The 25,655-nt window shown below is 65.9% G+C and carries 28 protein-coding genes; 21 read left to right on the forward strand and 7 right to left on the reverse strand.

Annotated features, from left to right (window positions below; translation table 11 throughout):
• Positions 1-25: 25 nt before the first annotated feature.
• The gene (locus A9973_RS00785; RefSeq protein ID WP_105555912.1) at positions 26-571 is read right to left on the reverse strand and encodes a GbsR/MarR family transcriptional regulator; all 546 of its coding nucleotides are present in this window, start codon (positions 569-571) and stop codon (positions 26-28) included.
• 315 nt (positions 572-886) lie between these two features.
• A complete protein-coding gene (gene purT, locus A9973_RS00790; RefSeq protein ID WP_183011885.1) occupies positions 887-2,104 on the reverse strand; it encodes a formate-dependent phosphoribosylglycinamide formyltransferase in 1,218 nt (405 codons plus the stop codon).
• Positions 2,105-2,208: 104 nt separating this feature from the next.
• Here purT and A9973_RS00795 point away from each other — a divergent pair, with 104 nt between their 5' ends.
• From A9973_RS00795 to A9973_RS00835, 9 genes are all read left to right on the forward strand, one after another.
• Positions 2,209-3,198 (forward strand): SIS domain-containing protein, encoded by a 990-nt coding sequence (locus tag A9973_RS00795; RefSeq protein ID WP_183011886.1) that lies wholly within the window; start codon positions 2,209-2,211, stop codon positions 3,196-3,198.
• Complete coding sequence (locus tag A9973_RS00800) at positions 3,195-3,803, forward strand: HAD family hydrolase (protein WP_183011887.1); 609 nt, start codon at positions 3,195-3,197, stop codon at positions 3,801-3,803. The genes A9973_RS00795 and A9973_RS00800 overlap by 4 nt, the downstream gene beginning before the upstream one ends.
• Positions 3,804-3,840: 37 nt before the next feature.
• Positions 3,841-4,473, forward strand: a complete 633-nt coding sequence (gene lptC / locus A9973_RS00805; protein ID WP_183011888.1) for an LPS export ABC transporter periplasmic protein LptC — start codon at positions 3,841-3,843, stop codon at positions 4,471-4,473.
• Positions 4,470-5,120: a lipopolysaccharide transport periplasmic protein LptA gene (lptA, locus tag A9973_RS00810; protein ID WP_183011889.1), complete on the forward strand. Its 651-nt coding sequence runs from the start codon at positions 4,470-4,472 to the stop codon at positions 5,118-5,120. The genes lptC and lptA overlap by 4 nt, the downstream gene beginning before the upstream one ends.
• A gap of 33 nt (positions 5,121-5,153) precedes the next feature.
• Positions 5,154-5,948, forward strand: a complete 795-nt coding sequence (gene lptB, locus A9973_RS00815; RefSeq protein ID WP_183011890.1) for an LPS export ABC transporter ATP-binding protein — start codon at positions 5,154-5,156, stop codon at positions 5,946-5,948.
• 221 nt (positions 5,949-6,169) lie between these two features.
• Positions 6,170-6,508, forward strand: a complete 339-nt coding sequence (gene hpf / locus A9973_RS00820; protein ID WP_006216296.1) for a ribosome hibernation-promoting factor, HPF/YfiA family — start codon at positions 6,170-6,172, stop codon at positions 6,506-6,508.
• Positions 6,509-6,887: 379 nt separating this feature from the next.
• Positions 6,888-7,343 carry a PTS sugar transporter subunit IIA gene (locus tag A9973_RS00825; protein WP_183011891.1) on the forward strand — a complete coding sequence of 152 codons (456 nt, stop codon included), beginning with the start codon at positions 6,888-6,890 and terminating at the stop codon, positions 7,341-7,343.
• A gap of 20 nt (positions 7,344-7,363) precedes the next feature.
• Positions 7,364-8,290, forward strand: a complete 927-nt coding sequence (gene hprK / locus A9973_RS00830) for an HPr(Ser) kinase/phosphatase (RefSeq protein WP_006216298.1) — start codon at positions 7,364-7,366, stop codon at positions 8,288-8,290.
• 22 nt (positions 8,291-8,312) lie between these two features.
• Positions 8,313-9,746 carry a PLP-dependent aminotransferase family protein gene (locus A9973_RS00835; RefSeq protein WP_183011892.1) on the forward strand — a complete coding sequence of 478 codons (1,434 nt, stop codon included), beginning with the start codon at positions 8,313-8,315 and terminating at the stop codon, positions 9,744-9,746.
• A gap of 18 nt (positions 9,747-9,764) precedes the next feature.
• Here the strand turns inward: A9973_RS00835 and A9973_RS00840 are convergent, their stop codons facing one another.
• Together A9973_RS00840 and A9973_RS00845 are read right to left on the reverse strand one after the other, a co-directional pair.
• Positions 9,765-11,048: a cytochrome c gene (locus tag A9973_RS00840; protein WP_183011893.1), complete on the reverse strand. Its 1,284-nt coding sequence runs from the start codon at positions 11,046-11,048 to the stop codon at positions 9,765-9,767.
• 12 nt (positions 11,049-11,060) lie between these two features.
• Complete coding sequence (locus tag A9973_RS00845) at positions 11,061-11,819, reverse strand: c-type cytochrome (protein ID WP_183011894.1); 759 nt, start codon at positions 11,817-11,819, stop codon at positions 11,061-11,063.
• A gap of 184 nt (positions 11,820-12,003) precedes the next feature.
• Between A9973_RS00845 and rapZ the strand changes: the two genes are divergently transcribed.
• Together rapZ and A9973_RS00855 are read left to right on the forward strand one after the other, a co-directional pair.
• Positions 12,004-12,876, forward strand: coding sequence for an RNase adapter RapZ (rapZ, locus tag A9973_RS00850; protein ID WP_183012271.1), 873 nt, complete (start codon positions 12,004-12,006; stop codon positions 12,874-12,876).
• Entirely contained in the window at positions 12,873-13,832 is a 960-nt protein-coding gene (locus A9973_RS00855) for a septal ring lytic transglycosylase RlpA family protein (RefSeq protein ID WP_183011895.1), read from the forward strand. Before rapZ ends, A9973_RS00855 begins: the two co-directional genes overlap by 4 nt.
• A gap of 18 nt (positions 13,833-13,850) precedes the next feature.
• Here the strand turns inward: A9973_RS00855 and A9973_RS00860 are convergent, their stop codons facing one another.
• Together A9973_RS00860 and rsmI are read right to left on the reverse strand one after the other, a co-directional pair.
• A complete protein-coding gene (locus A9973_RS00860; RefSeq protein ID WP_183011896.1) occupies positions 13,851-14,435 on the reverse strand; it encodes a methylated-DNA--[protein]-cysteine S-methyltransferase in 585 nt (194 codons plus the stop codon).
• A gap of 3 nt (positions 14,436-14,438) precedes the next feature.
• Entirely contained in the window at positions 14,439-15,374 is a 936-nt protein-coding gene (gene rsmI, locus A9973_RS00865) for a 16S rRNA (cytidine(1402)-2'-O)-methyltransferase (protein ID WP_183011897.1), read from the reverse strand.
• A gap of 65 nt (positions 15,375-15,439) precedes the next feature.
• Here rsmI and A9973_RS00870 point away from each other — a divergent pair, with 65 nt between their 5' ends.
• The 4 genes from A9973_RS00870 (at position 15,440) to A9973_RS00885 (ending at position 17,859) form a co-directional block, all read left to right on the forward strand.
• The gene (locus tag A9973_RS00870) at positions 15,440-15,922 is read left to right on the forward strand and encodes a YraN family protein (protein ID WP_183011898.1); all 483 of its coding nucleotides are present in this window, start codon (positions 15,440-15,442) and stop codon (positions 15,920-15,922) included.
• A gap of 115 nt (positions 15,923-16,037) precedes the next feature.
• Positions 16,038-16,631, forward strand: coding sequence for a phosphoheptose isomerase (locus A9973_RS00875; RefSeq protein ID WP_169274276.1), 594 nt, complete (start codon positions 16,038-16,040; stop codon positions 16,629-16,631).
• Positions 16,628-17,368: a BON domain-containing protein gene (locus A9973_RS00880; RefSeq protein WP_183011899.1), complete on the forward strand. Its 741-nt coding sequence runs from the start codon at positions 16,628-16,630 to the stop codon at positions 17,366-17,368. Before A9973_RS00875 ends, A9973_RS00880 begins: the two co-directional genes overlap by 4 nt.
• Complete coding sequence (locus A9973_RS00885; protein ID WP_183011900.1) at positions 17,365-17,859, forward strand: peroxiredoxin; 495 nt, start codon at positions 17,365-17,367, stop codon at positions 17,857-17,859. Before A9973_RS00880 ends, A9973_RS00885 begins: the two co-directional genes overlap by 4 nt.
• A 74-nt stretch (positions 17,860-17,933) precedes the next feature.
• On the opposite strand, the gene A9973_RS00890 is transcribed toward A9973_RS00885, so the two are convergent.
• Positions 17,934-18,722 (reverse strand): MetQ/NlpA family ABC transporter substrate-binding protein, encoded by a 789-nt coding sequence (locus A9973_RS00890; protein WP_183011901.1) that lies wholly within the window; start codon positions 18,720-18,722, stop codon positions 17,934-17,936.
• A gap of 263 nt (positions 18,723-18,985) precedes the next feature.
• Here A9973_RS00890 and argB point away from each other — a divergent pair, with 263 nt between their 5' ends.
• From argB to A9973_RS00920, 6 genes are all read left to right on the forward strand, one after another.
• Positions 18,986-19,888 carry an acetylglutamate kinase gene (gene argB, locus A9973_RS00895; RefSeq protein WP_006224740.1) on the forward strand — a complete coding sequence of 301 codons (903 nt, stop codon included), beginning with the start codon at positions 18,986-18,988 and terminating at the stop codon, positions 19,886-19,888.
• 118 nt (positions 19,889-20,006) lie between these two features.
• Positions 20,007-20,753, forward strand: a complete 747-nt coding sequence (locus tag A9973_RS00900) for a pyrimidine 5'-nucleotidase (RefSeq protein WP_183011902.1) — start codon at positions 20,007-20,009, stop codon at positions 20,751-20,753.
• A gap of 54 nt (positions 20,754-20,807) precedes the next feature.
• Positions 20,808-21,383 carry a nucleoid occlusion factor SlmA gene (slmA, locus tag A9973_RS00905; protein WP_183011903.1) on the forward strand — a complete coding sequence of 192 codons (576 nt, stop codon included), beginning with the start codon at positions 20,808-20,810 and terminating at the stop codon, positions 21,381-21,383.
• Between the two features lie 344 nt (positions 21,384-21,727).
• On the forward strand, positions 21,728-23,221 hold the full coding sequence (locus A9973_RS00910; protein ID WP_183011904.1) for a DASS family sodium-coupled anion symporter: 1,494 nt from the start codon (positions 21,728-21,730) through the stop codon (positions 23,219-23,221).
• A gap of 12 nt (positions 23,222-23,233) precedes the next feature.
• Positions 23,234-24,286 (forward strand): Ldh family oxidoreductase, encoded by a 1,053-nt coding sequence (locus A9973_RS00915; RefSeq protein ID WP_183011905.1) that lies wholly within the window; start codon positions 23,234-23,236, stop codon positions 24,284-24,286.
• Positions 24,287-25,058: 772 nt separating this feature from the next.
• A complete protein-coding gene (locus tag A9973_RS00920; protein ID WP_183011906.1) occupies positions 25,059-25,595 on the forward strand; it encodes a YaeQ family protein in 537 nt (178 codons plus the stop codon).
• Positions 25,596-25,655 lie beyond the last annotated feature (60 nt).

Consider the following 25,655-nt stretch of genomic DNA (forward strand, 5'->3'; position numbering starts at 1 on the left):
TGAAAAATCGGGGCGCATGGGCAACTTAGCCCTTGCCCCGCAATTTGCCGGCGAAGCCCAGCACTTTCTGCACTTGCGAACCCAGTCGCATGAGCTTTTGCACCGTCTCCGGGGGCAGGCGTTGAACCTCATCGAACCATCCGGAAGACAGTTCGATGAGCTCCAGCATTTCGGTCATGCGCTGTTGCGCGTAGGCGTCGTTGGGCCCCGACGGGGTCTCCAGCAGGGTGTCGCGCAGCAGGGTGAGCGTGGGGTTGATTTCGCGTTTGCGCTTTTCTTCCATCAGGATGCGGAAGATCTCCCAGACGTCTTTGGGCGTCTCGAAGTAGTCGCGGCGGTCGCCAACTTGATGGATCAGCTTGACCAGCCGCCAGGACTGCAGCTCTTTCAGCCCCAGGCTGACGTTCGAACGCGAAAACCCCAAGGTCTCGGCGATATCGTCGGCATTCAGCGGATCGGGGTGCAGGAACAGCAAGGCGTAGATCTGGCCGACGGTGCGGTTCACGCCCCAACGGCTGCCCATTTCGCCGAAATGCAGCACGAAACGTTCGTTTTGAGGAGTGAGAACCATGAGTTATCGGCGCCAGCGGGTCAGGAGCGTGGCTTGGCTGATATACCCGTTGGGTTGATATATACAGTTACACCGCTTTCAGTAATTCCTGAAATTATCGAACAAACTGTGCGAAAGCGCAAACCATACTGCCGGTAGGGGCAATGGCGCAAGTCTCGCCCTCACGGGGCGCAACGACTGACCCGACACCGTGCGCGCCTGAGGTGGCCGGAGACGGCTGCCCCAATGCAAACAGCCACCGGCCGTGAGGCGGGTGGCTGCGAAAGGGCGCGCGCCCCGGCGGAAATCAAAAAGGGACGGATTTGTCCGACAGTGTCAGCCGGCCTTGACCGAGACCGCGGCGGACACGCGCTTGGCCTTGGCCCGGGCGGTGGCCACGTCGTCGGCCACGGCCAGACCCACGCCCATGCGGCGCTTGACGAAGGATTCCGGCTTGCCGAACAGGCGGATGTCGGTGCCGGGTTCGGCCAGCGCCTCGGCCACGTTGTGGAACGACACGGCGGCGGCATCCACCCCGCCGTAGACGACGCTGCTGGCGCCCGGCTGACGCAAGCGGGTATCCACCGGCAGCCCCAGCAGCGCGCGGGCGTGCAGTTCGAATTCGTTCTGAGCCTGGGTGATCATGGTGACCATCCCCGTATCGTGCGGGCGCGGGCTGACTTCAGAGAACCAGACCTGGTCGCCGGCCACGAAGAGCTCGACGCCGAAGATGCCCAGCCCGCCCAGATCGGCCGTGACGGCCAGGGCGATTTCCCGGGCGCGGTCCAGCGCGGCGGGCGACATGGGGTGTGGCTGCCAGCTTTCGACGTAGTCGCCGTCGACCTGCTTGTGGCCGATGGGCTCGCAATAGCGGGTCTCGACTTGGCCGTCGGCGCCGCGGGCGCGGACGGTCAACAGCGTGATTTCGTAGTCGAAGCGGATGAAGCCTTCGACGATGGCCCGGCCGCCGCCCACGCGGCCGCCTTCCTGGGCGTAGCGCCAGGATTGCGCCACATCGTCCGCGCTTTTGATCACCGACTGGCCTTTGCCCGACGAGGACATGACTGGCTTGATGACGCAGGGGTAGCCGATGCCGCCGTCGATGGCGGCGCGCAATTCCGCCTCGGAATCAACGAATTTGTAGGGGGACGTGGGCAGGCCCAGGGTCTCGGCCGCCAGGCGGCGGATGCCCTCGCGGTTCATGGTCAATTGGGCTGCGCGGGCGGTCGGGGTGACGCGCGCCACGCCGGCCGCTTCCAGCTCCACCAGCAAACTGGTGGCAATAGCCTCGATTTCGGGGACAATAACGTGCGGCCGTTCCTGTTCGATGATCTTCTTCAGGGCGTCCGCGTCGGTCATCGAGACCACATGCGCCCGGTGCGCCACCTGATGGCCGGGCGCATCGGCGTACCGGTCCACCGCGATGACTTCCACGCCCAGCCTCTGCAGGGCAATGATGACCTCTTTACCCAATTCGCCGGATCCGAGCAGCATGACTCGGGTGGCCAGGGGGGACAGGGGCGTGCCAAGGACGGGGCTGGAAATGCTGGACATGGAGCGGGCCTGGATAGAAGGATTGAAAGCCGTTGAAAACAGCCGCCAGGATGCCATACGCCCCTGCTGGGGGCAAACCCGCATACTGATATTAAAATCCCTGCATGACTGATCATCCCACTACATCGTCCGATACCGCGCTGGCATCTGCGCGGAGAACGCTGCAAATCGAAAGTCAGGGTCTGCTGGACCTGTCCGCCCGGCTGGACGACGCCTTCACCCAGGTCGTCGCCCTGCTGCTGGCGTGTCGTGGCCGCGTGGTCGTCACCGGCATCGGCAAGACCGGCCATATCGCCCGCAAGATCGCGGCGACGTTCGCCTCGACCGGCACGCCCGCCTTCTTCGTGCACGCCGCGGAAGCCGTCCATGGCGACCTGGGCATGATCACGCAGGACGATGTCGTCATCGCCATCTCGTATTCGGGCGCGGGCCAGGAACTCCTGACGATCCTGCCCGTGGCGCGCCGCATGGGCGCCAAGCTGGTGGCCATGACCGGCAATCCGCAATCGGAACTGGCCTTGCTGGCCGACGTGCACCTGGACGGCAGCGTGGCCCAGGAGGCCTGCCCGCTGAACCTGGCGCCCACCGCCAGCACCACGGCTGCGCTGGCCCTGGGCGACGCCCTCGCCGTCGCCTGCCTGGAAGCCCGCGGCTTCGGCCCGCAGGATTTCGCGCGGTCGCATCCGGGCGGCGCCCTTGGCCGCCGCCTGCTGACCCACGTGCGCGACGTGATGCGCCAGGGCAACGCCCTGCCGATCGTGCTGGCGGGTACCCCGGTGTCTCAGGCGCTGGAAGTCATGTCCGCCAAAGGCATGGGCATGACGGTCGTGACCGACGCGCAGCGCCGCCCGCTGGGCATCTTCACCGACGGCGACTTGCGCCGCCTGATCGCCCGGCACGGCGATATCCGCAGTCTGACCGTGGAGGCGGGCATGACCCGGTCGCCACGCAGCATCAACCCCGACGCGCTTGCCGTCGAGGCCGCCCAGCAGATGGACGAACAACGGCTCAACCATATGCTGGTGCTGGACAATGACGGCGCGCTGCTCGGCGCCTTGCACATGCACGATCTGATGGCCGCTAAAGTGGTATGACTATGAATCTTCCTGCTTCCGTGACTCACCCGGCCGAAGCGCTGGTCCTTGCCCGAATCCCCGCCCCCGTGCGCGAGCGCGCCGCGGCCGTGCGCCTGATGGTATTCGACGTCGACGGCGTGCTGACCGACGGCAGCCTCTACTACGGCGAAAACGGCGAACTGCAGAAGCGCTTCAATGCGCTGGACGGCCACGGCCTGCGCCTGCTGATGGAAGGCGGGCTGAAGGTGGCGCTGATGACGGGCCGCTCCGGCCCCATCGTGGCGCGCCGCGCCGCGGAACTGGGCATCGCGGAAGTCATGCAGGGCGTGCGCGACAAGGGTTCGGCCCTGGCAGAACTTGCGCAGCGCAACGGTGTCCAACTGAACCAGACCGGCTATATGGGCGATGACGTCATCGACCTGCCGGCCATGCAGCGCGCGGGCTTCGCCGTCAGCGTGCCGAACGCGCCCGGCTATGTCAGCCAGGCGGCGCATTGGATCTCGACGCAATCGGGCGGCAACGGCGCGGTGCGCGAATGCTGCGACCTGCTGCTGGCCTCGCAGGGACGCCTGGGCGCGTTCCTGGCGGCGCCCGGCTTGCTGGGCCCCGGCGCCATCCAATGACCCTTTTGAATACGCACACGCCTTTGCGGCGAATCTGATGAAAGAACGCTTCCCTTCACTGATCGCGCTGTTCCTCCTGCTGGTGCTGGTCACCAGTTCGTGGTGGGCGGCCGATTACGCGCAGCGCGCCATCCAGGTGGACCCGCCGCGCCGCATCACCCACGAGATGGACGCGTGGTCGCGCGACTTCGTGATGCTGCGCACCGATCCCACGGGGCGCCCGATCAACCGGCTGGAAGGCGAATACGCCGAACACTTTCCGGACGACGACTCCTATCACATCACCTCGCCACGCGCGGTGGGCCAGCGCGAAGCCAACCCGATCACGGTGGGCGTCTCGAAGACCGCCGTGATGGAGCAAGGCGGCAAGCGCATCGTCATGAACGGCGACGCCCACGTGCATCGCCAGCCCGACGCCAACAACGACGTGCTGGACGTGCGCAGCCAGCAACTGATCATCATGCCCGACGAAGACGTGGTGTTCACCGACCTGCCCGCCGAAGTGATCAAGGGCCGTTCGCGCATGAACGGCAAGGGCATGCACTACAACAACAAAACACGCCAATTGCAGGTATTCGCGTCAACGGACGTCGAGATCGCCGGTTCCGAAGGCAAGCAACAGCGCCAGACCGAGATACCCGCCAACAACTCTGACCAGAAGAAACCATGACCGACCTCCGGATTCTCCTTGCCCCGACGACCCGCCTGCTCGGCGCGGTCCTGCTGACGGCTTCGGTGCTTGCGCCGGCGCACGCGCAGGACGCCGCGCCCAAGCCCGCGGCCGGCGCCAGCAAGGCGGCGACCCCCGCCGAGGAGCCCAGCACGCTGATCCTGTCGGACACTCTGCACTATGACGACGTGAAAAAACAAAGCGTCTTCACGGGCAACGTCAACATGACGCGCGGCCTGATGACGCTGACCTCCGATACGCTGGAAATGCACGAGGACGCCCAGGGCGGCCAGTACGGCACGGCCACCGCCACCAAAGGCAAGGTCGTGACCATCCGCCAGGAACGCCCCGACACGTTCGAACTGATCGAAGGCAAGGGCCTGCGCGCCGAATACGACGGCACCAAGAGCACCTTCGACCTGATCGGCCAAGCCGTGGTGGTCCGTTACGTCTGTGGCAAACCGTTCGACACGATTCGCGGCGAACGGGTACGCTACAACGAGAAAACCGGCACCTACGAAGCCCAGGGCGGCCCCAATTCCGCCGCCGCCGGCGGACGGGTCCGCTCGGTCGCGGAACCGCGCGCCAAGTCGGATGCGGCAGTCGCCGAATGCCGCAAGCAGCAAGCCGCCAAGAAAGGGCGTTAACCCGCCCCCCATGCCACACCACTCGCAGCCACGATGAACCAACCCTCTGTGCCGACACCCGTGACCTCCACCCCCTCGGGGGTCAAGCAGGGCAGCCTGCGCGCAACCGGTTTGCGCAAGACCTATAACGGCCGGACCGTGGTGCAGGACGTGTCCCTGTCCGTGGTCAGCGGCGAAGTCGTCGGCCTGCTGGGCCCCAACGGCGCCGGCAAGACCACCAGTTTCTACATGATCGTGGGCCTGGTGCCCGCGGACGCCGGCCGCATCGAAATCGACGGCTCCGTCATCACGGCGATGCCGATCCACAAGCGCGCGCGCATGGGCCTGTCGTACCTGCCGCAGGACGCCTCCGTGTTCCGCCGCCTGACGGTCGAGCAGAACATCCGCGCCGTGCTGGAACTGCAGGTCGGCGCGGACGGACGCCCGCTGTCCACGCCCAAGATCAACGAGCAGATGGAGTCCTTGCTGGAAGAGCTCCAGATCGGCCACATCCGCAGCAATGCCGCGATTTCGCTGTCGGGCGGCGAACGCCGCCGCGTGGAAATCGCGCGCGCGCTGGCCACCAGCCCGCGCTTCATCCTGCTGGACGAGCCCTTCGCCGGCGTGGACCCCATCGCCGTCATCGAAATCCAGCGCATCGTCCGCTTCCTGAAGGGCCGCGGCATCGGCGTGCTGATCACCGACCACAACGTGCGCGAAACGCTGGGCATCTGCGACCGCGCCTACATCATCAGCGAGGGCAAGGTGCTGACCGACGGCCACCCCGACGAAATCGTGGGCGATCCGGCCGTGCGCCGCGTCTATCTGGGCGAGCACTTCCGCATGTAACAGGCACCTTGGGGAAGACCCCTAGCCCCCTGCGGGCAAGGGGGGATACGCCCCAGGGACTCCGCCATAAAAATGCCATGTTCTTGCGCTAGGTCAGCTTGTTTTATCGGCCCGAGTCTATACACTAGTACTTAACGAAGCCACCCAATCAAGGAGAACGCCTAACGACCTCATCGCGCATTTTGCGCACCCATTTTTCTCTTTTAGAAGGAGAGCACACTATGAACCTGAGCATCTGCGGTCGTCACCTCGACGTCACCCCGGCAATCCGGGAATATGTCATGAACAAATTGGCGCGAGTGCTGCGGCATTTCGATCACGTCATCGATACCCAGGTCATGCTCTCAGTAGAGCCCCTGCGGCATAGAGCCGAAATCACCATGCGTCTAAGCGGTAAGGACATTCATTGTGAAGCAACCGATGAAAACCTCTATGCAGCCATAGACCTTCTTGCTGACAAAGTCGACCGTCAGGTCATCAAGCACAAGGACAAGGTACGAAGTCACTCAGCGGAGTCCGTGAAGCGGCAAGCGGCGAGCCTCTCGCCACCCCAGCAGTAATGCGCTTCATGACCACTCGCCCTGGGCGATCAAGCTAAACAGCGATTGTAAAAATCCTGCCTAAGTCCCGGTGTCCCGCTAGACGTCAGTCCAGCCGGGGCATCGGCAAACTCCCCGCACTGCCCCCCTCCTGGCATCACCCCCACCCCAAGCTTTGTCCCTGAATTTCCGGTTTCGCCGGAGAAGCGTCGTTGCGTCGTGGATTTCCCGGCTTTTCGCGCCCAAACGGCTTTTGAAGGCGGCGTTGGCCCCCGGAATGCCCACAATGCGGCGCGATCAGTCTATGCTGTCGCTCTTGCCGTGCTGTCGTCCGCCCACACAATGGGCGCGGCGCGAGGCCAATTTATTGCACTGCGTCATATAACCATATAATGATCCGATGAATCATTTGTCGCGCATCCTACCCGCCGGCAACGTCGTGCTCGAAATGCTCGCAACGAGCAAGAAACGTGCGTTCGAACAAGCTGGCCTTCTTTTTGAAAACAACCATGGCTTGGCACGCGCGCTCGTGTTCGACAGCCTGTTTGCCCGGGAACGTCTAGGCTCCACTGCCCTTGGGCAGGGCGTTGCCGTTCCCCACGGCCGCGTGAAGGGGTTGGAGCAGGCGCTGGCGGCATTCATCCGCCTGGCCCAGCCCATCACCTTCGACGCGCCCGACGGGCAACCGGTGTCGATGCTGCTCTGCCTGCTGGTGCCGGAAACGGCCACCCAGCAGCACCTGGACATCCTGGCCGAACTCGCTCAACTCATGTCCAACAAGGCATTGCGCGAGGCCCTGGCCACGGAGGCCGACCCGGCCATCGTCCACAAGATGCTCACGACCGGCCAACTCTGACCCTCCGCGGAAACGCTGCCATGCTCACGGTGCAGGAACTCGTCGACGACAACGCCGACAAAATCCCCTTCAACTGGATCTCTGGCCAAGGCGCCGCGGACCGCGCAATTCCCGATGACGGCATGGCGGCCGCCGACCTCGTCGGCCACTTGAACCTGATCCACCCGTCGCGCATCCAGGTGTTCGGGCAGGAAGAACTGGCGTACTACACGCGGTTCGACCTGCGCCGCCGCATGCACCACATGGACGAGCTGCTGATTGGCGGCGTGCCGGCCATTCTGCTGGCCGACGGGCTGACGCCGCCGCAAGACCTGGTCGACCAATGCGACCAGCACCAGGTGCCGCTGCTGTCCACGCCGGTGGCCGCGGCCCAGTTGATCGACCTGCTGCGCATCTACCTGGGCAAGAAGCTTGCGCCCACCACCACCGTGCACGGCGTCTTCCTGGACGTGCTGGGCCTGGGCGTGCTGATCACCGGCGAATCCGGCCTGGGCAAAAGCGAACTGGCGCTGGAACTGATTTCGCGCGGACACGGCCTGGTGGCCGACGACGCCGTGGAATTCTCGCGCACCGCCCCCAACATGATCGAAGGCCACTGCCCGCAGTTGCTGCAGAACCTGCTGGAAGTGCGCGGCCTGGGCTTGCTCGATATCCGCACCATCTTCGGCGAGACCTCGGTGCGCCGGAAGATGCGCCTGAAGCTGATCGTGCATCTGGTGCGCGCCACCGCGCAAGACAAGTTCGAGCGCCTGCCCCTGCAAGACATCACGCAAGACATGCTGGGCCTGCCCGTGCGCAAGGTGATGCTGCAAGTGGCCGCCGGCCGCAACCTGGCGGTCCTGGTCGAAGCCGCCGTGCGCAACACGATACTCAAGCTGCGCGGCATCGACACGCTGGGCGAGTTCATGGAACGCCAAGCCATGGCGATCCTGCAAAGCAGCAAATGAACGCGCGTCGCCACGCGTCACCGTGAGCCTGTACGAAACCCTGGCCGCCGAAATCGCCAAGTCGATCGCGGACGGCGTGCTGCGCGTGGGCGACAAACTGCCGTCCGTGCGCGATGCCTGCGCATCCCGAGGCGTCAGCCCCTCCACGGTGTTCCAGGCGTACTACCTGCTTGAAGCGCGCGGCCTGATCCGCGCCCAGCCGCGCTCGGGCTACTACGTGCACGCCCCGGCCGAATCCCTGCCCCCCGAACCCGGCCCGTCAAGCCCCGGCGGCGAGTCCACCGAACTCGCGATCAGCGAACGCATCTTCGATATCCTGGGCTCGGTGCGCAACCGCGATGTGACGCCGTTGGGGTCCGCGTTCCCCTCGCCGCTGCTGTTTCCGCTGGCGCGCCTGGCGCAGGCGATGGCCGTGCACCTGAAACGCCACGATCCGCTGGACACCGTCGAAGACCTGAGCCCCGGCAATCCCGCCCTGCGCCGGCAGATCGCCCTGCGCTACCTGATCGGCGGCATCAACGTGCCCGCCAGCGATATCGTCGTGACCAACGGCGCGCTGGAAGCACTGAACTTGTGCCTGCAAGCGGTCACGCAGCCGGGCGACACCGTGATGGTCGAAGCGCCCACGTTCTACGGCGCGTTGCAGGCGCTTGAAAGGCAGGGTCTGAAGGCGCTGGAAGTGCCGACGCATCCGCGCACCGGCATCGATCTGGACGCCATGGAAGCCGCCATCCAGCGGCACGCCCCCAAAGCCTGCTGGCTGATGACGCAATTCCAGAATCCGCTGGGCTGCCTGATGCCGGACGACAAGAAGCGGCAGTTGGTCGAATTGCTGGCGCGCCACGGCATTCCGCTGATCGAAGACGACGTCTACGGCGAACTATATTTCGGCGCCGCGCGGCCGGTACCCGCCAAGGCCTACGACAAGCAGGGGCTGGTGCTGCATTGCTCATCGTTTTCGAAATGCCTGGCGCCCGGCTACCGCATCGGCTGGGCTTCGGCCGGCCGCTACGCGCAGCGCGTCCAGCGCTTGAAGCTGACATCCACGCTGTCCGCCTCCGGCCCCGCGCAGGGCGCGATCGCCGAATACCTGGAACAGGGCGGCTACGACCGCCATCTGCGCCGGCTGCGCGAAACGCTGCAATCGCAGCAAGAACGCATGGCCGATGCGATTGCGCGCGAATTCCCTGCCGGCACGCGCGTGACGCGTCCGCAAGGGGGATTTTTCCTGTGGCTGGAGTTGCCTGCGGCAGTGGATGCGCTGGCCTTGCATCGCGATGCGCTGGCGCGCGGCATCAGCGTGGCGCCGGGTCCGATATTTTCCGCAAGCGGCCAGTTCACCAGCGCCTTGCGCCTGAACTACGGCCACCCCTGGGACGCGGCCCACGACACGGCCATTCGCGTGCTGGGCGAACTGGCGCGGCAGGCTTCTTCGCGGGCAACCCGGCCGCGCTAGCGCGACATCAGCGCAACGTCAGTTCAGCGTCGACGCAGCGCGCGCCCGCTTGACCTCAAGCGCGGTGACGCCGCCGGCCTCGTTGCCCCAACTGTTGCGCAGGTAGGACACCAGCATGGCGATGTCGTTGTCATTCAAGATCTGCCCGAACGGCGGCATGCCGTGAGGCCGGGGATTGGCGGCCGTCGCCGGCGCATAGCCGCCGTCCAGCACCATCCGGATCACGTTGAGCGGCGACGGCGCCGTCACCGTGGGGTTGCCGGCCAGCGCGGGCCAGGCCGTGCCGCTTCCCTCGCCTTTCGACTGATGGCATTGCGCGCATTGCTGTTCATAGATCTTGCTGCCCAGTTCCATCGCGGCCGGCGCCGCCGCCACCTTCGGCCTCGGCGTGGAAGCCGGCGTGGCGGGCAGCGTCTTGATGTAGACGCCGATCGCCAACGCGTCGTCGTCCGTCAGGTGCTGCGTGCTGCCCAGCACCACTTCGGCCATCGGGCCGCTGGCGCTGGAATGCGCGGAAATGCCCGTCTTGAGCAAGGCCGCGATATCGGCCGCCGTCCAGCGGCCCATGCCCGTCTGCATGTCGTTGGTGAGCGGCGGCGCGTACCAGTCCAGCACCGGGATGACGCCGCCGGTCAATGATTCCGACGCGCGCGTCGCGCCCAAGCTGTTGCGCGGCGTATGGCAAGCGGCGCAATGCCCCAGGCCTTCGACCAGATAACGCCCGCGGTTCCATTGCACCGACTGCCCGGCGTCGGTCTCCTGCACGCCGGGTTTGAAGTACAGCGCGCGCCACGCGGCCAGCAATGCGCGCTGGTCGTAGGGAAACTCCATTTCTGGCGGGCGGTTGGGCTGGCTGACGGGCGCCACGCTGCGCAGATAGGCATACAGCGCGTCGGCGTCGGCGCGCGTGACGCGCGTGTATTCCGTGTACGGGAAGGCCGGATACAGCAGCGTGCCGTCTTTCGACTTGCCGTTGTGCAGCGCCTGCCAGAAGTCGTCGGCGGTCCAGGTGCCGATGCCTGTTTTGTCGTCGGGGGTGATGTTCGGGCCGAACACGGTGCCGAACGGTGTCGGGATCGGCGTGCCACCCGCCAGCGCCTTGCCGCCACGGCTGGTATGGCAGGCCATGCAGTTGCCCGCCAGCGCCAGGTAGCGTCCGCGCTCGATCAGCGTGGAGGCATCGGCGGACGCCGCGGCGGGCCCGGTGCTGGCGTCGTCGCGCGTGCCCAGCCAATACAGGATGCCCACGGCGGCAACCACCGCCAACAGCAATACGCAGAGGATCTTCTTCAGCAGTTTCATCGGGGCCCCCTGTCAGCGTTGCGCCTGGCTGCCGCACTCGGCGGGCAGGCGCAGCGATCCGGCGGCCTCGGGCGCATAGGGCTCGACGACCGGCTGCGACGACAACCACGCCGCCAGGGCGCCGATGTCGGCGGGGGTGAGCTTGTCGGCGATGTCCGCCATGCAGTCCGGCGCAGCGGCGTGACGCAGCCCGTTCTTCCAGCTGCCGATCTGCGATCCGATGTAGTCGCGGGGCAGACCCAGCAGGCCGGGAATGGCCGGCATCAGGCCGCCAAGGGCGGTGCCGTGGCAGGCGGCACAGGCGGGCAGGCCGCGGGCGGCGTCGCCATGCAAGGCCAGCGCGCGCCCGGCTTCCATCGTGGCGCCCGATACCGGCGCACGCGCTGGCGGCAGATACGGCACATGCTGCCCGGAGAAATACGCGGCCATCTCGCGCAGGTAGTCGTCGGGCAAGCCGGCCAGCAGATGCGCCATGGGGCGGTACTGGCGACGGTCATCGCGGAAATTCAGCAGTTGGTGATAGAGGTATTCCTGCGGCTTGCCCGCCAGGCGCGGGTAGTAGCCGTCAGAGCCGGCCTTGCCCTGCGCCCCATGACAGGCCGTACAGGCCGCGACCCGGGCCGCCATGGTGTCGGGGCGCAAGGTGTCCTGGGCCGCCGGCTGCGCCAGCGCGGACGTTGCCATAAAGGCAACAACGGCTGCCGCCATCACGCGGAAAATCGCCCCAAACCGCGGCAGTGAAACACTACAAAACGAAATGAGGGCTAACATCTAGGTCGAATTCCAATCCCCCGAAACGCATGACGGCGGGGCGCGTAAGTGAATCGATCAAGTATCCGGGCCCAAGCTTACGCCAGGGCCACCGAAACGGTACAGGCGCAGATTCCCAGTTTACGGCCATATCAGATGCCATCCCGCCGGCATCGTCCTGGAAAAGCGTGCCACAATCATGTCCATGTTGAAAGTCGTCCTTGTCACCGGTATCTCTGGCTCAGGCAAATCGGTCGCCCTGCGCATGCTCGAGGATGCCAGCTACACCTGCGTCGACAACCTGCCCGTCCGGTTCCTGACCGAATTCATCGCCAACGCGCGGGATGACGGCCTGGAGCGCGTCGCGGTGGCCATCGACGTGCGGTCCCCGGGCGAACTGGCGGAACTGCCCGACGTGGTCACGGCGCTGCGCGCCATGGGCACCAGCCTGCGCGTGGTCTTCCTGGACGCCAACACCTCGACGCTGGTGCAACGCTACTCCGAATCCCGCCGCCGCCATCCGCTGACCGACCGCCTGCAGCGCGGCGGCACCCCGCCGTCGCTCACCGACTGCATCGCGCTGGAGCGCGAACTGCTGGCGCCGCTGCGCGAGCAAGAGCATGTGATCGACACGTCTGACCTGACGCCCGGCCAGCTGCGCGCCTGGGTCCGCGACCTGATCCAGGCGGACCGCGCGCCGCTGGTGCTGACGTTCGAATCCTTCGCCTACAAGCGCGGCGTGCCTGGCGACGCCGACCTGGTGTTCGATGTGCGCTGCCTGCCCAACCCGCATTACGACCGCAACCTGCGTCCGCTGACCGGCCGCGACGAACCCGTGGCCGCATGGCTGGCCGGGTACGAGCAGGTCGGGCAGATGATCGACGACATCGCCGGCTTCCTGAACCGCTGGCTGCCGCAGTACACGCAAGACACCCGCAACTACCTGACCGTGGCGATCGGCTGCACGGGCGGCCAGCACCGCTCGGTCTATGTCGTCGAACAATTGGCGCTGCGCTTCGCCGACCACGATCCCCTGCTGGTGCGCCACCGCAACCAATTGCCCGCCGAATCCGCATGACCCTGTCCCGCCCGCTCCACCTGATCCTGATGCTGTTCCTGGCCATTGCCGTGGCGGGATGCTCTTCCAGCGGTGGACGTAAAAAGGGCGGCGGCTATTACAAGGACGACGGCCCGGACGCCAACCCGCCGTCCAACCTGGACCAGGTGCCCGACGCGGTGCCACGCATCGAACCCTACGCCAGCGGCGCCAACCGGCCCTACGTGGTGTTCGGCCAGCGCTATGTGCCAGACACCAGCGGCCAGCCGTACAAGCAGCGCGGCACGGCGTCCTGGTATGGCAAGAAATTCCACGGCAACTCCACGTCCATCGGCGAGTCCTACGACATGTACGCCATGACGGCCGCCCACACGACGCTGCCGATCCCGAGCTATGCGCGCGTCACGAGCCTGGTCAACGGCAAGACGATCGTCGTGCGCGTGAACGACCGCGGGCCGTTCCATAGCGACCGGATCATGGACCTGTCGTACGTCGCGGCGTACAAGCTGGGCATCATCGGGCCGGGCAGCGGGCAGGTGGTCGTAGAGAGCATTCCGCAAGCCGAGATCCGCCGCCTGGCCTCGCAAGGCGCGCCGGCCGCGGCGCCGGAACCCGCATCGGCCACGGGCTCGATGCCCGTTCTGGCGCCGGTGGCCGCCCTGCCCGTCGCGCTGACCGCTGAACCGCTGCCGGGCCCCGCGCCCGGCTCGGCCCCGGTACGCCAGGCCCCGGTGGCCGGCGCAGGCAGCGTGTATCTGCAAGTGGGCGCCTTCAGCCAGCCGGCCAACGCGCAATCGCTGGTCGCCCGCATCAATTCGCAGTTGGGTGCGGCAGGCGCGCCGCCTGCTCAGGTAGAGCAATCCAACAACCTGTACCGGGTCAGGATCGGGCCCTACCCCGACCGGCAAAGCGCCTTGAACGCCGTGCAGCGGGTATCGGACCGCATCGGCATCCTGCCGAGCATCGCCACGCAATAAGCGCAGGGGGCCAACGGCTTACCAGGGCAATTCGGCCTGACCGTCGCAGACGCGGCGCGCGCGCGGGTTGCGGCTGACGTACCGGTTGCCTTCGTGCGCCAGCAGCGCCTGCTTGCGCGGCAAGCCCCCGCCGAATCCCGTCAGCGACGTATCGGCGCCGATCACACGGTGGCAAGGGATGATGATGATGATCGGATTGCGGCCCACCGCGCCGCCAACCGCCTGCGCCCCTTTCGGGCGTCCCACGGTGCGCGCCAGATCGCCATAGCTGGCGAGCTTGCCGAAATCCAGCGCGCAGAGCGCGTGCCAGACCTTATGCTGGAACGTCGTGCCGACGGGGTCGAGCGGCACGTCGAACCCCTGGCGCTGGCCCGCGAACCATTCTTCCAGTTCGCGCCGCGCCTGCTCCAGGATGGGGTCGGTTTCGGTCTGCGTCCAGCCATCGGCCGACGGCAGCAGTTCCTGGTCGGTGAACCAGGCGCCGCGCAGGCCCTTGGGGCTGGCGACGAGCCGCATCTGGCCCAGCGGCGTGGCCATGTCGCGATAGGTGATCGGTTCGAGGGGGTCGGCGGGCTTGTTCGACACGACCGTTGAATACACCATGCCTTACTCCGACGACTTCTTGCGGGCCAGCGCCCGGTTGTACAACACGTCGCGCGCCACGCCCGTGACCTTGGCGGCCACGCGGGCGGCGTCGCGCACCGACATCGATTCCAACAACGCGTCCAGCAGCACGTCCGTGCGCGGGTCGGCGTCCTCGTCGACGTCTTGTCCAGCTTGCGCGTGAGCGATCAGCACGAATTCGCCCTGTTCGCGGTGCGAGTCGGCCGCCAGCCAGGCTGCGGACTCGCCCAGCGTGAAGGTGGCGATCTCTTCAAAGCGCTTGGTGAGTTCGCGCGCCACGGTCAGTTGGCGGTCGGGGCCGCAGACTTCGAGCAGGTCGGCCAGGGTGGCGGCCAACCGATGCGGCGATTCGAACATGACGACCGGCGCGGGCAACGCGCACCACGACCGCAGCCAGCGCTGGCGGGCCACGGCCTTGGGCGGCGGGAAGCCGGCGAACGCGTAGGCCGGGTTTTCGTCGGTCGTGACGCCGCTGCCCATCAAGGCCGTGATGACGGCGCTGGGACCGGGCACGGGCACGACGGTGAACCCCGCTTCGCGCACCGCGCGCACCACACGGGCGCCCGGGTCGCTGACGGCGGGCGCGCCCGCGTCCGACACCAGCGCCACGCGCTGGCCTTGCGCCAGGCGTTCACAGATGGCTTGGGCGGCGGCGGCCTCGTTGTGGCGGTGGGCTGCCATGAGCGGCGTGCTGACGCCCCAGGCGTCCAGCAACGTGCGGCTGGCCCGCGTGTCTTCGGCGGCGATCACATCGGCGCGTTGCAGCGCATGCCAGGCCCGTAGCCCCAAGTCGCCCAGGTTGCCGATCGGCGTGGCCACGACGTACAAGGTCGACGCGGGCCAATGCTGCCCGGCCACGCGTTCGGAAACGCGGCTCCAGGCATCGCCGGCAGGCGGGGGTGAGACATTTTGATTCATTGCAGCCTACTGACACGGAAAACCATGTCAGTGTAGCCGCCAATGCCCGCCCTTTCGGAGCCCCCATGACGGACGACACCCTGCGCCTGGCCTGTGAACTGGCGCTGGTGGCCCGGCGCCGCGCGGACAAGCGCCGCCGCCGCGCCCGGCCGAGCGCGTCACCGGACGACACGCCCGTGCGCCGTTCGCCCATGCAACGCCGCGGCGATTTCCACGAAGACGCCGCGCTGCGCCTGCTGCTGGCCCAGGGCCTCGTGCTGCTGGCGCGCAACCTGTGGACGCGGGCGGGCGAGATCGACCTGGCCATGCGCGATGGCGACACGCTGGTTTTCGTGGAAGTCCGGGCGCGCGGCCGCACCCGATACGGCGGCGCCGCGGCCAGCATCGGCCGCGACAAGCAGGCCCGGCTGGCCCGCGCCGCGGCGCAATGGCTGCCGGAACTGGCCCGGCGGCACTGGCACGGCACGCCGCCCGCGGCCCGCTTCGACGCCGTGGTCTTCGATGACGGCCAGCCGCAATGGCTGCGCGGCGCGTTCCTGCTGGCTTGATTTGCGCATGCGTCCGCCCCGGTCCGGCCCCGGCGGGACGCCGCCGTAACGACCTGCCGCAGCATCGTTACGGATCGACAGAACAGCATGACCGCCCCGTGAGATAATCGCGGCCATGGATATGACCTCTCGTATGACGTCGCACTTTCGCGACGCCATGGCTGCGTGCGAACAAAGTATGAACGTCCTGGCCGAACCGCTGGCAGTGGCGGTGGACGTGCTATTCGGCGCCCTGGCGAACAACGGCAAGATTCTGGCTTGCGGCAACGGCGGATCCGCCGCTGACGCGCAGCATTTCATCGCCGAACTGGTGGGCCGCTTCGAACGCGAACGCCTGCCGCTGGCGGGCATCGCGCTCAATACGGATACCGCCATCCTCACGGCCGTCGGCAACGACTACGGCTTCGATGAAATCTACGAGCGCCAGGTCAACGCCTTCGGCCAGGCCGGCGACGTCCTGGTGGCGATCTCCACCAGCGGCAATTCCCCCAACGTGGTCCGCGCCATGGAAGCCGCCAGCGCGCGCGAAATGCACGTTCTTGCCCTGACCGGCAAGGGCGGCGGCGTCATGGGGGAACTCATTACGCCGATGGACGTCCATCTATGTGTTCCCAGCGACCGCACGATGCGGGTCCAGGAAGTCCATATTCTGCTGCTGCACGCGCTGTGCGATGGCATCGACGCTCTTCTGCTTGGAGACACCGAATGATTTCTGACGTCAGAACCGCCGTCCGCCCCCTGATGCTCGCGGCCGCGATGTCCACCGCGGCGCTTTCGCTGACGGCCTGCGCGCCCCTGATCGTAGGCGGCGCCGCCGCCACCACGGCAGTCGTGGTCACGGACCGCCGCACATCCGGTATCCAGCTTGAAGACCAGAACATGGCCTTCAAGGCGCAAAGCCAGATCTCGCAGAAATTGGGCGACACCGCCCGGGTCAACGCGATGGCTTACGGCGGCCACCTGCTGCTGACGGGCGACGTGCCCACCGAAGAAGCCAAGGCCCAGGCCACCACCATCGCGCAGGGCATCGAGAACGTCAAACAGGTCGTCAACCAGTTGAACGTCGGCCCAATCGCCTCCTTCGGCACCCGCTCGAACGACACCTGGCTGACCTCCAAGGTGAAGACGGCGCTGATCAACACCAAGTACGTGCCGTCCGGCACCATCGCGCTCACGACGGACCACAGCGTCGTCTACCTGATGGGCAAGGTCACCCAGGCCGAGGGCGATTACGCCGCCAACGCCACCGCCGACGTCGGCGGGGTCGCCAAGGTGGTTAAACTGTTCGAGACCATCAGCCGGGAAGAAGCAATCCGGCTGTCCAACAGCAGCACCCGGGACCAATCCACGGAAACCAAGGCGCCCATTGAAAGCGGCGCCGGCGCGGCACCCAGCAACAACGCAGCCGGCACGAGCAACGGCGTAGAGGCCATGCCCATCAAATGAAAAAAGCCATCGTAGCCCTGGCCGTGCTGGTCGCGGTCGGCATCGGCGCATGGTTCGTCTGGCGCCCTGCCCAGACCGCGCCCGACGTCACCTTCACCACGCTGGAAGGCAAGTCCTTCTCGATGCAGGACCTGCGCGGCAAGGTCGTGCTGGTCAAGTTCTGGGCGACCAGCTGCGTGACCTGTGTGAAGCAGATGCCGGAAACCATCGCCGCCTATAAACAGTACGCGGGCAAGGGCTACGAGGCCGTGGCGGTCGCCATGGACTACGACCCGCCCAACTTCGTGCTGAACTTCGCCGAGCAACGCAAGCTGCCCTTCCCCGTGGCGCTGGACACCAAGGGCGACATTGCCCGCGCCTTCGGCGACATCCGCCTGACGCCCACGGCCTTCCTGATCGACAAGCAGGGACACATCATCAAGCGCTATCTGGGCGAATACGATGTGGCCGAATTCCACGCCACCGTGGAAAAGGCGCTGGCGGCAGGCTAGACGCACCGCCGCCGCCCCATGAAAAAACCGCCCGATGGGCGGTTTTTTCATGCTTGGCCGGAGACCGGCCGGATTCAGAACGCGGGCACCACGGCGCCTTTGTACTTTTCCTGGATGAACGTCTTCACGGCGGGCGAGTGCAGCGCTTCGACCAGCTTCTTGATGCCCGGCGCGTCCTTGTTGTCGGAGCGGGTGACCAGGACGTTCGCGTAGGGCGAATCGGCGCCTTCGATGAACAGCGCGTCTTTCGTCGGCACCAGGCCGGCTTCCAGCGCGTAATTGGTGTTGATCAGCGCCAGGTCCACGTCGTCTAGTGAACGCGGCAGCATCGCGGCTTCGAGTTCGCGGAATTTCAGCTTCTTGGGATTTTCGACCACGTCGGCAGCGGTCGCGAGGATGTTGGACGGATCCTTCAGCTTGATCACGCCCTGCTTTTGCAGCAGCACCAGCGCGCGACCGCCGTTGGACGGGTCGTTCGGGATGGCGACCGTGGCGCCGTCCTTCAATTCGGACAGGCTCTTGATCTTCTTGGAGTAGCCGCCGAAAGGTTCGACGTGCACCAGCGCCACCGGCACCAGCGTGGCCTTGCGGTCCCGGTTGAAGGAATCCAGATAGGGCTTGTGCTGGAAGAAATTGGCGTCCAGCTGCTTGTCTGCCAGTTGCAGGTTGGGCTGTACATAATCGCTGAACACCTTGATGTCGAGCTCGACGCCTTGCTTGGCCAACTGCGGTTTCACCACTTCCAGGATCTCGGCATGCGGCACCTGGGTCGCGCCCACCACCACTTTTTCAGCATGAGCGGCATTGGCCGCCACCAGGAAGGCCGATGCCACGAGGGCAGAGCGGACGAAGTTCAAACGCATGTTTTGCCTCTTATAGGGATAAAAATGGGGGCCCATGTCCGCCCGGATGCGGATTCACCCCCTTTTGCGGGGCGCCGCGCTCTCGAAAACGCCCCCAATTTACCTGAATGCCGGTTATTTGTCGGGCATATGGACATAGGTTTTAGGCATATGAAACCTGTGGGTACTACAATCCGTCGTATGCTTGCGCTACCGCGTTCCGAACGCGATTTTGTGCAGGCATTTTTTCTAACCACTCATACCTATTTGCCGACTTAGCTGCCATGACCGACACCCCCGACCCTGCTGCCGTTTCGTCCCCCGCTGTCAAAGCCGCTGTGCTGTCTGAAGCACTGCCGTATATCCGACGATTCCACGGCAAGACCATCGTGGTCAAGTACGGCGGCAACGCCATGACGGAAGAGCGCTTGCAGCGCAGCTTCGCGCACGACGTCGTGCTGCTGAAGCTGGTGGGTCTGAACCCGGTGGTCGTCCATGGCGGCGGTCCGCAGATCGACGACGCGCTGCGCCGCATCGGCAAGCAGGGCACCTTCATCCAGGGCATGCGCGTGACCGATGCCGAGACCATGGAAGTGGTCGAATGGGTGCTGGGCGGCCAGGTCCAGCAAGACATCGTCATGATGATCAACGAAGTCGGCGGCAAGGCCGTGGGCCTGACCGGCAAGGACGGCGGCCTGATCCAGGCGCAAAAGAAGCTGATGGCCAACAAGGACAACCCCAACGAACCGATCGACATCGGTTTCGTGGGCGACATCACGCTGGTCGAACCGGCCGTCGTGAAGGCCTTGCAGGACGACCAGTTCATTCCGGTCATCTCGCCTATTGGTTACGGCGAAGACGGCACGGCCTACAACATCAACGCCGACGTCGTCGCCGGCAAGATGGCCGAAGTGCTGGGCGCTGAAAAGCTGCTGATGCTGACCAACACCCCGGGCGTGCTGGACAAGGCCGGCAAGCTGCTGCGCAGCCTGTCCGCCCAGACCATCGACGAGCTCTTCGCCGACGGCACCATCTCGGGCGGCATGCTGCCCAAGATCTCGTCGGCGCTGGACGCCGCCAAGAACGGCGTGAATTCCGTGCACATCGTCGACGGCCGCGTGCCGCACTGCCTGCTGCTGGAAATCCTGACCGATCAAGGCGTCGGCACGATGATCAGCTCGCATTGATGCCCCCCCCGCAGCGCTGCGCGCTTCCCCCCAGGGGGCGCCGCTGCGGACCGGCGGAGCCGGATCCGCGCGGCCCGGATCGGGACGGCTTTGCCATGTCTCTCCGGTGGCGTTTTTGATGCAAGCGCGCCGACAATTGTTGCGACCGGCGGTGCGCGTGCGCCGCTCGCGCCGCATGGCCACGGGCGTTCCCGAACGCCTGTGGTTGTTCGATCTGGACAATACGCTCCACGACACCTCGCACGCCATCTTCCCCAAGATCGACCACGGCATGACGATGGCCGTGGCCGAGGCCTTGAACGTGGACATCGACACGGCCAACGACGTGCGCCGCCGGTATTGGAAGCGCTACGGCGCCACGATGATCGGCATGGTGCGCCACCACGGCGTGAACCCGCACGACTTCCTGCACCGCAGCCACGACTTCGACGTCAACCCGCTGGTGCGCGCCGAAAAGGCGCTGGCCTACAAGCTGCGGCAGTTGCCGGGCCGCAAGGTGCTGCTGACCAACGCGCCGCTGCAATACGCCCGGGCGGTGCTGGCCCGGCTGGGCATCCTGCGCCAGTTCGACAGCCTGTGGGCCATCGAGCACATGCGGTTGCATGGTGAATTCCGGCCTAAGCCGTCGCCCGCCCTGCTGCGCTATGTGCTGGCGCGGGAAGGCGTGCCCGCCCACCGCGCGGTCCTGGTGGAAGACACCCTGGCCAACCTGCGCGGCGCACGCCGGGCCGGGGTCCGCACGGTGCATGTCTATCACCCCGGCACGCCTTTTTCCCGCGGCCGCTCGCATCGTCCGGCCTACGTCGACTTGCGGGTAAACTCCGTCAGTGATTTGTTGTTACGCCGGCGTCCCCTGCGGGGATAGCGGCGCGCTCCTCCCCCCATTCACCGTCAAGCCTGCGCGAGAGCAGTACCTTCCATGGCGAGCAAACCCGGCGAGCGCAAGACCCAGATTCTGCAGACTCTGGCCGAAATGCTGGAGCAGCCGCATGCGGCCCGCATCACTACGGCTGCGCTGGCCGCGCGCCTTGAGGTGTCGGAAGCCGCGCTCTACCGGCACTTCGCCAGCAAGGCGCAAATGTTCGAAGGGTTGATCGAATTCATCGAAACCAGCATCTTCACGCTGGTGAACCAGATTGCCACCGCCGAACCCTACGGCGTGCCGCAAGCGCACAAGACCGTCTCCATGCTGCTGACCTTCTCGGAACGCAACAAGGGCATGACGCGGGTGCTGACCGGCGATGCGCTGGTCACGGAAGACAACCGACTGCAAGAGCGCATCAACCACATCAACGACCGCATCGAAACTTCGCTGAAGCAATCGCTGCGCATCGCCATCACGGACGGCGGCCTGCCGCCGGACGCCAATGTGGCCGCGCACGCCAGCCTGCTGACGCATCTGGTGCTGGGCCGCTGGCTGCGCTATGCGCAGAGCGGCTGGCGCGTGACGCCCACGCTGCATCTGGACGAGCAACTGCGGCTGGCGCTGGGTTGAACCCCCCGCTGGCGGCCCAGACGTGGTCCATTTGTGATTCTTTCGCGACCAATTTGCGCCATAACACGATCGAATTACCCGAATCTCACCGGGCGGGGCACATCGACCTCCGGCCCAAGTGGTGGGCATTTATGCAACATTCCAACGCTTGCGACCAACGAGGGCCGACGAGCATAATGCCCGAGGTGGGTTTCTACAAGCGCAAAACCTCTTCGGTTTGACCCACATCAATACGGGTTTTCCTCAATGCCGTCACGATCATCCTGTAGCACCGACACATCGAATTGAACAAACCCGAGCTCGCGGGGAATGTGTCGGAAGTTTGACCTCAACCGGAGATGGATATGACCGCGCCAGCCGCTGTCCCTGCCTCGCAAGCCCCAAAGAAAGCAAAAATCCCAATCGGACTCGTCGCCGGCATCCTGGTGATGATCGGGGTGCTGATGATGCCCCTGCCCGCCGACCTGCCGGTCGCGGGCCACCGCATGCTGGCGATCCTGGCATTTGCCGTGGTGGTCTGGATTACCGAAGCCGTGTCTTACGAAGCCAGCGCGATCATGATCACGACGCTGATGGCTTTCCTGTTGGGCACGGCTCCGACAATCAAAGACCCGAACGTGCTGTACGGCACGTCGGCCGCCATCAGCATGGCCCTTACCGGCTTCTCGAACTCGGCGCTGGCGCTTGTCACCGGCGCCTTGTTCATTGCCGCCGCCATGACCTTCACCGGGCTGGACCGGCGCATCGCGCTGGTCACCCTGTCCAAGGTCGGCACCAGCACGCGCCGCATCCTGATCGGATGTATCGCCGTGACGATCGTGCTGAGCCTGGTCGTGCCTAGCGCCACGGCGCGCAGTGCGGCCGTGGTGCCCATCATGATGGGCGTCATCGCGGCCTTCGGTGTGGACAAGCGTTCGAACATCGCCGCCGGCATCATGATCATCGTGGCGCAAGCCACCAGCATCTGGAACGTCGGCATCCAGACCGCCGCCGCGCAAAACTTGCTGACGGTCGGCTTTATGGAAAAGATGCTGGGCGAACGCGTGGCGTGGTCGGACTGGCTGATCGCCGGCGCCCCCTGGTCGCTGATCATGTCGGCTGTGCTGATCTTCGTCGTGCTGAAACTGCTGCCGCCGGAAAGCGACAGCATCGCCGGAGGCAAGGAAGCCGTCGAAAAGTCGCTGCTTGAACTGGGCCCCATGACCAGCGCGCAAAAACGCCTGATGGCGGTGTCGATCATGCTGCTGCTGTTCTGGTCGACCGAAGGCAAGCTGCACAAGTTCGACACCACGTCGACCACCTACTTTGGCCTGGTCCTGCTGATGCTGCCGCGCTTTGGCGTGATGACGTGGAAAGACGTGCAATCGCGCATCCCATGGGGCACGGTGATCGTGTTCGGCGTGGGCATCAGCCTGGGTACCGCCCTGCTGACGACGCAAGCCGGCCAATGGCTGGGCAACCAGGTCGTGGCGCATACCGGGCTGGATCACCTGGGACCGCTGGCGATCTTCGCCGTCCTTGCCGCGTTCCTGATCGTCATCCACCTGGGTTTTGCCAGCGCCACCGCGCTGACCTCGGCCATGCTGCCCATCCTGATCTCGGTGCTGGCCACGCTGCCGGGCGATTTCAGCCGCCTGGGCATGACCATGCTGCTGGGCTTCGTCGTCAGCTACGGCTTCATCCTGCCGATCAACGCGCCGCAGAACATGGTGTGCCTGGGCACGGAAACCTTCAACGCCAAGCAGTTCGCCAAAGTCGGCATCATCGTCACCATCGTGGGCTACCTGCTGATGCTGGTGATGGGCGCGACCTACTGGCGCTGGCTCGGCTGGCTCTAAGGAGAACGCATCATGAAACTCTCCATTGCCCAAGCCAATGAATACGGCCGCCGCGTGCTGATGGCGCAAGGCGTACCCGAAGACATCGCCCGCGACGTGGCCGAACACCTGGTTGAGTCGGACCGGGTCGGCTACACCAGCCACGGCCTGTCGATCCTGACGAACTACCGGCGCGTGCTGTCCGAAGGCCTGGCGCAGGCCGACGGCCGGCCCGAACTGGTCAACGACCGCGGCGCCATGCTGGCCTATGACGGCCACCACGGCCTGGGCCAGTACGTGGGCAAAGTCGTCATCGAAAAGGCCATCGAGCGCACCCAGGAACACGGTCAGTGCATCGTGACCCTGCGCCACAGCCATCACCTGGGCCGCATGGGCCACTTCGGGGAAATGGTGGCGGCCAAGGGCCTGATCCTGCTGGCCTTCACCAACGTGATCAACCGCGCGCCCACCGTGGCGCCGTTCGGCGGCGCCCAGGCGTGCCTGACCACCAACCCGCTGTGCTTCGCCGGCCCGCTGCCGGGCGGCCGCCCCCCATTCATCGTGGACATGGCCACCAGTTCGATCGCGGTGAACAAAGCGCGCGTGCTGGCGGCCAAGGGCGAACAGGCGCCCCCCGGATCCCTGATCGACGCCGACGGCAACCCCACGACGGACCCCGGCGCGCTGTTCGCCGACCCGCCCGGCGCCCTGCTGCCCTTCGGCGGCCACAAGGGCTACGCGCTGGGATTGGTGGCTGAACTGCTGGCCGGCGTCTTGTCGGGCGGCGGCACGATCCAGCCGGAGCATCCCCGCATCGGCGTGGCGACCAACAACATGTTCGCGCTACTGCTGGATCCGCAAGTGGACTTCAACACCGACTGGCGCACGATGGAAGTCGGCGCGTTCATCGACTACCTGCACGCATGCAAGCCGCAGCCGGGCGTCGAGGCGGTGCAATACCCGGGCGAATACGAAGCCCGCAACCGCGCCGTGAACGCAGATTCGGTGGAGTTCGATAGCCGGATCTGGGATGGGTTGAAGAAGCTGGCGTCCGACCTGGGTGTGCCGGAGGCGTTGCCGGGTTGATGGTGTGTGTTTGGTGACGGGTGCTGGTTCTTGAGACGCCCGTCGCGGCGGTGGCCTGCCGGGGCGAGCTGCATGCTTAGGGTTCTGGCATACGGCATCGAGAAGAGAAATAGCTTGTAGTGCCCGCCCCCGGCCGGCCGCGCGGGCGGCCTTTGGGGGCTTACGCGGCGTCTTGCATCGACGTGCTGCCGCCACGCGTATAGGCAAGAAAACGGGCCGCCGCTAATCGCCACTTGAACCCCTGTGCCGGATGGGCGGCGTGCGCGAGAGGGTCTGCATACGCAACAGGCTCCCTGCCGCGCGCCGCCCATCTCTACCCCCCCACTTGATTGCGGGCCCATCAGCAATCCCTCCACGCAAGCGCGCAAGCGATCACCCCCCTGACGACGCACCACGCGTATGCCGATTGTGGCCGCCCGCGCGGCCGCAATCGGCGGGCCCCGCAAATCTCGACATGATTGACAGGCCCAGCAACGCGCCGAGCCAAGACGGCGTGAGCCCGTCGGCGTGGGCGGCATGGGCGCGAGCAACCTCGATGCGCCCGAGGGAATCGGAAGGGAGCCGCAGGCGGACGACGATGACGACGGGGCAGTCCGGCGCCTGCGCGCCGGACCGCAATCGTGGGCGCGAGCGTCCATGCCGCCCACGCCGGCGAGCGACCGACGAAGTGCCCGCCCAGAGCTCCCCAACGATGCCCCGCAACCCCCCCTCGCCGCAAGCGTTATCATGGCGGCCTTCACGCAATCTGCACGATTTCAACGGATTTTTCGCTATGGCCCTGCGCGCCACCATCTACAAGGCCGAACTCAACGTCGCCGACACCGACCGCCACTACTACGGCAGCCATTCGCTGACGGTCGCCCGTCATCCCTCGGAGACCGACGAACGCCTGATGGTCCGCCTGGTCGCCTACGCCCTGCATGCGCAGGAAGACCTGGCGTTCACCAAGGGCTTGAGCGACACCGACGAACCGGACTTGTGGGTCAAGGACCTGACCGGCGCGATCAAGCTGTGGATCGAAGTGGGCCAGCCCGAAGAACGCCGCATCCTGCGTGCCTGTGGCCGTGCCGACGAAGTCATTGTGTATTGCTATGGCGGTTCGGCCAGCAAGATCTGGTGGGATGGCGTGCGCAACAAGCTGGAGCGCACCCGCAACCTGAAAGTCATCAACCTGCCGTCGGACCAGAGCCGCGCCCTGGCCAAACTGGCCGAGCGGACGATGCAACTGAACGCGAACATCTCGGACGGCATCGTGTACTTTTCGGCCGACAAGGGCGAGGTCAGCGTCGAGCCGGAGGCCTGGCGGTAAGCGCCGCGCCTGCCGGCCTGCATCACCGCGTTACACATTCCCCCGGATTTTTCTTGCCCG

The sequence above is a fragment of the Achromobacter sp. UMC46 genome (assembly GCF_014170335.1).
Classification (GTDB): Bacteria; Pseudomonadota; Gammaproteobacteria; order Burkholderiales; family Burkholderiaceae_B; genus Achromobacter.

Excerpts from the sequence above, each read along its gene's own strand:
- A9973_RS00785 (WP_105555912.1), bottom strand. The coding sequence starts at position 571 with ATGGTTCTCACTCCTCAAAACGAACGTTTCGTGCTGCATTTCGGCGAA.
- purT (WP_183011885.1), bottom strand. The coding sequence starts at position 2,104 with ATGTCCAGCATTTCCAGCCCCGTCCTTGGCACGCCCCTGTCCCCCCTG.
- A9973_RS00795 (WP_183011886.1), top strand. The coding sequence starts at position 2,209 with ATGACTGATCATCCCACTACATCGTCCGATACCGCGCTGGCATCTGCG.
- A9973_RS00800 (WP_183011887.1), top strand. The coding sequence starts at position 3,195 with ATGACTATGAATCTTCCTGCTTCCGTGACTCACCCGGCCGAAGCGCTG.
- lptC (WP_183011888.1), top strand. The coding sequence starts at position 3,841 with ATGAAAGAACGCTTCCCTTCACTGATCGCGCTGTTCCTCCTGCTGGTG.
- lptA (WP_183011889.1), top strand. The coding sequence starts at position 4,470 with ATGACCGACCTCCGGATTCTCCTTGCCCCGACGACCCGCCTGCTCGGC.
- lptB (WP_183011890.1), top strand. The coding sequence starts at position 5,154 with ATGAACCAACCCTCTGTGCCGACACCCGTGACCTCCACCCCCTCGGGG.
- hpf (WP_006216296.1), top strand. The coding sequence starts at position 6,170 with ATGAACCTGAGCATCTGCGGTCGTCACCTCGACGTCACCCCGGCAATC.
- A9973_RS00825 (WP_183011891.1), top strand. The coding sequence starts at position 6,888 with ATGAATCATTTGTCGCGCATCCTACCCGCCGGCAACGTCGTGCTCGAA.
- hprK (WP_006216298.1), top strand. The coding sequence starts at position 7,364 with ATGCTCACGGTGCAGGAACTCGTCGACGACAACGCCGACAAAATCCCC.
- A9973_RS00840 (WP_183011893.1), bottom strand. The coding sequence starts at position 11,048 with ATGAAACTGCTGAAGAAGATCCTCTGCGTATTGCTGTTGGCGGTGGTT.
- A9973_RS00845 (WP_183011894.1), bottom strand. The coding sequence starts at position 11,819 with ATGTTAGCCCTCATTTCGTTTTGTAGTGTTTCACTGCCGCGGTTTGGG.
- rapZ (WP_183012271.1), top strand. The coding sequence starts at position 12,004 with ATGTTGAAAGTCGTCCTTGTCACCGGTATCTCTGGCTCAGGCAAATCG.
- A9973_RS00855 (WP_183011895.1), top strand. The coding sequence starts at position 12,873 with ATGACCCTGTCCCGCCCGCTCCACCTGATCCTGATGCTGTTCCTGGCC.
- A9973_RS00860 (WP_183011896.1), bottom strand. The coding sequence starts at position 14,435 with ATGGTGTATTCAACGGTCGTGTCGAACAAGCCCGCCGACCCCCTCGAA.
- rsmI (WP_183011897.1), bottom strand. The coding sequence starts at position 15,374 with ATGAATCAAAATGTCTCACCCCCGCCTGCCGGCGATGCCTGGAGCCGC.
- A9973_RS00870 (WP_183011898.1), top strand. The coding sequence starts at position 15,440 with ATGACGGACGACACCCTGCGCCTGGCCTGTGAACTGGCGCTGGTGGCC.
- A9973_RS00875 (WP_169274276.1), top strand. The coding sequence starts at position 16,038 with ATGGATATGACCTCTCGTATGACGTCGCACTTTCGCGACGCCATGGCT.
- A9973_RS00880 (WP_183011899.1), top strand. The coding sequence starts at position 16,628 with ATGATTTCTGACGTCAGAACCGCCGTCCGCCCCCTGATGCTCGCGGCC.
- A9973_RS00885 (WP_183011900.1), top strand. The coding sequence starts at position 17,365 with ATGAAAAAAGCCATCGTAGCCCTGGCCGTGCTGGTCGCGGTCGGCATC.
- A9973_RS00890 (WP_183011901.1), bottom strand. The coding sequence starts at position 18,722 with ATGCGTTTGAACTTCGTCCGCTCTGCCCTCGTGGCATCGGCCTTCCTG.
- argB (WP_006224740.1), top strand. The coding sequence starts at position 18,986 with ATGACCGACACCCCCGACCCTGCTGCCGTTTCGTCCCCCGCTGTCAAA.
- A9973_RS00900 (WP_183011902.1), top strand. The coding sequence starts at position 20,007 with ATGCAAGCGCGCCGACAATTGTTGCGACCGGCGGTGCGCGTGCGCCGC.
- slmA (WP_183011903.1), top strand. The coding sequence starts at position 20,808 with ATGGCGAGCAAACCCGGCGAGCGCAAGACCCAGATTCTGCAGACTCTG.
- A9973_RS00910 (WP_183011904.1), top strand. The coding sequence starts at position 21,728 with ATGACCGCGCCAGCCGCTGTCCCTGCCTCGCAAGCCCCAAAGAAAGCA.
- A9973_RS00915 (WP_183011905.1), top strand. The coding sequence starts at position 23,234 with ATGAAACTCTCCATTGCCCAAGCCAATGAATACGGCCGCCGCGTGCTG.
- A9973_RS00920 (WP_183011906.1), top strand. The coding sequence starts at position 25,059 with ATGGCCCTGCGCGCCACCATCTACAAGGCCGAACTCAACGTCGCCGAC.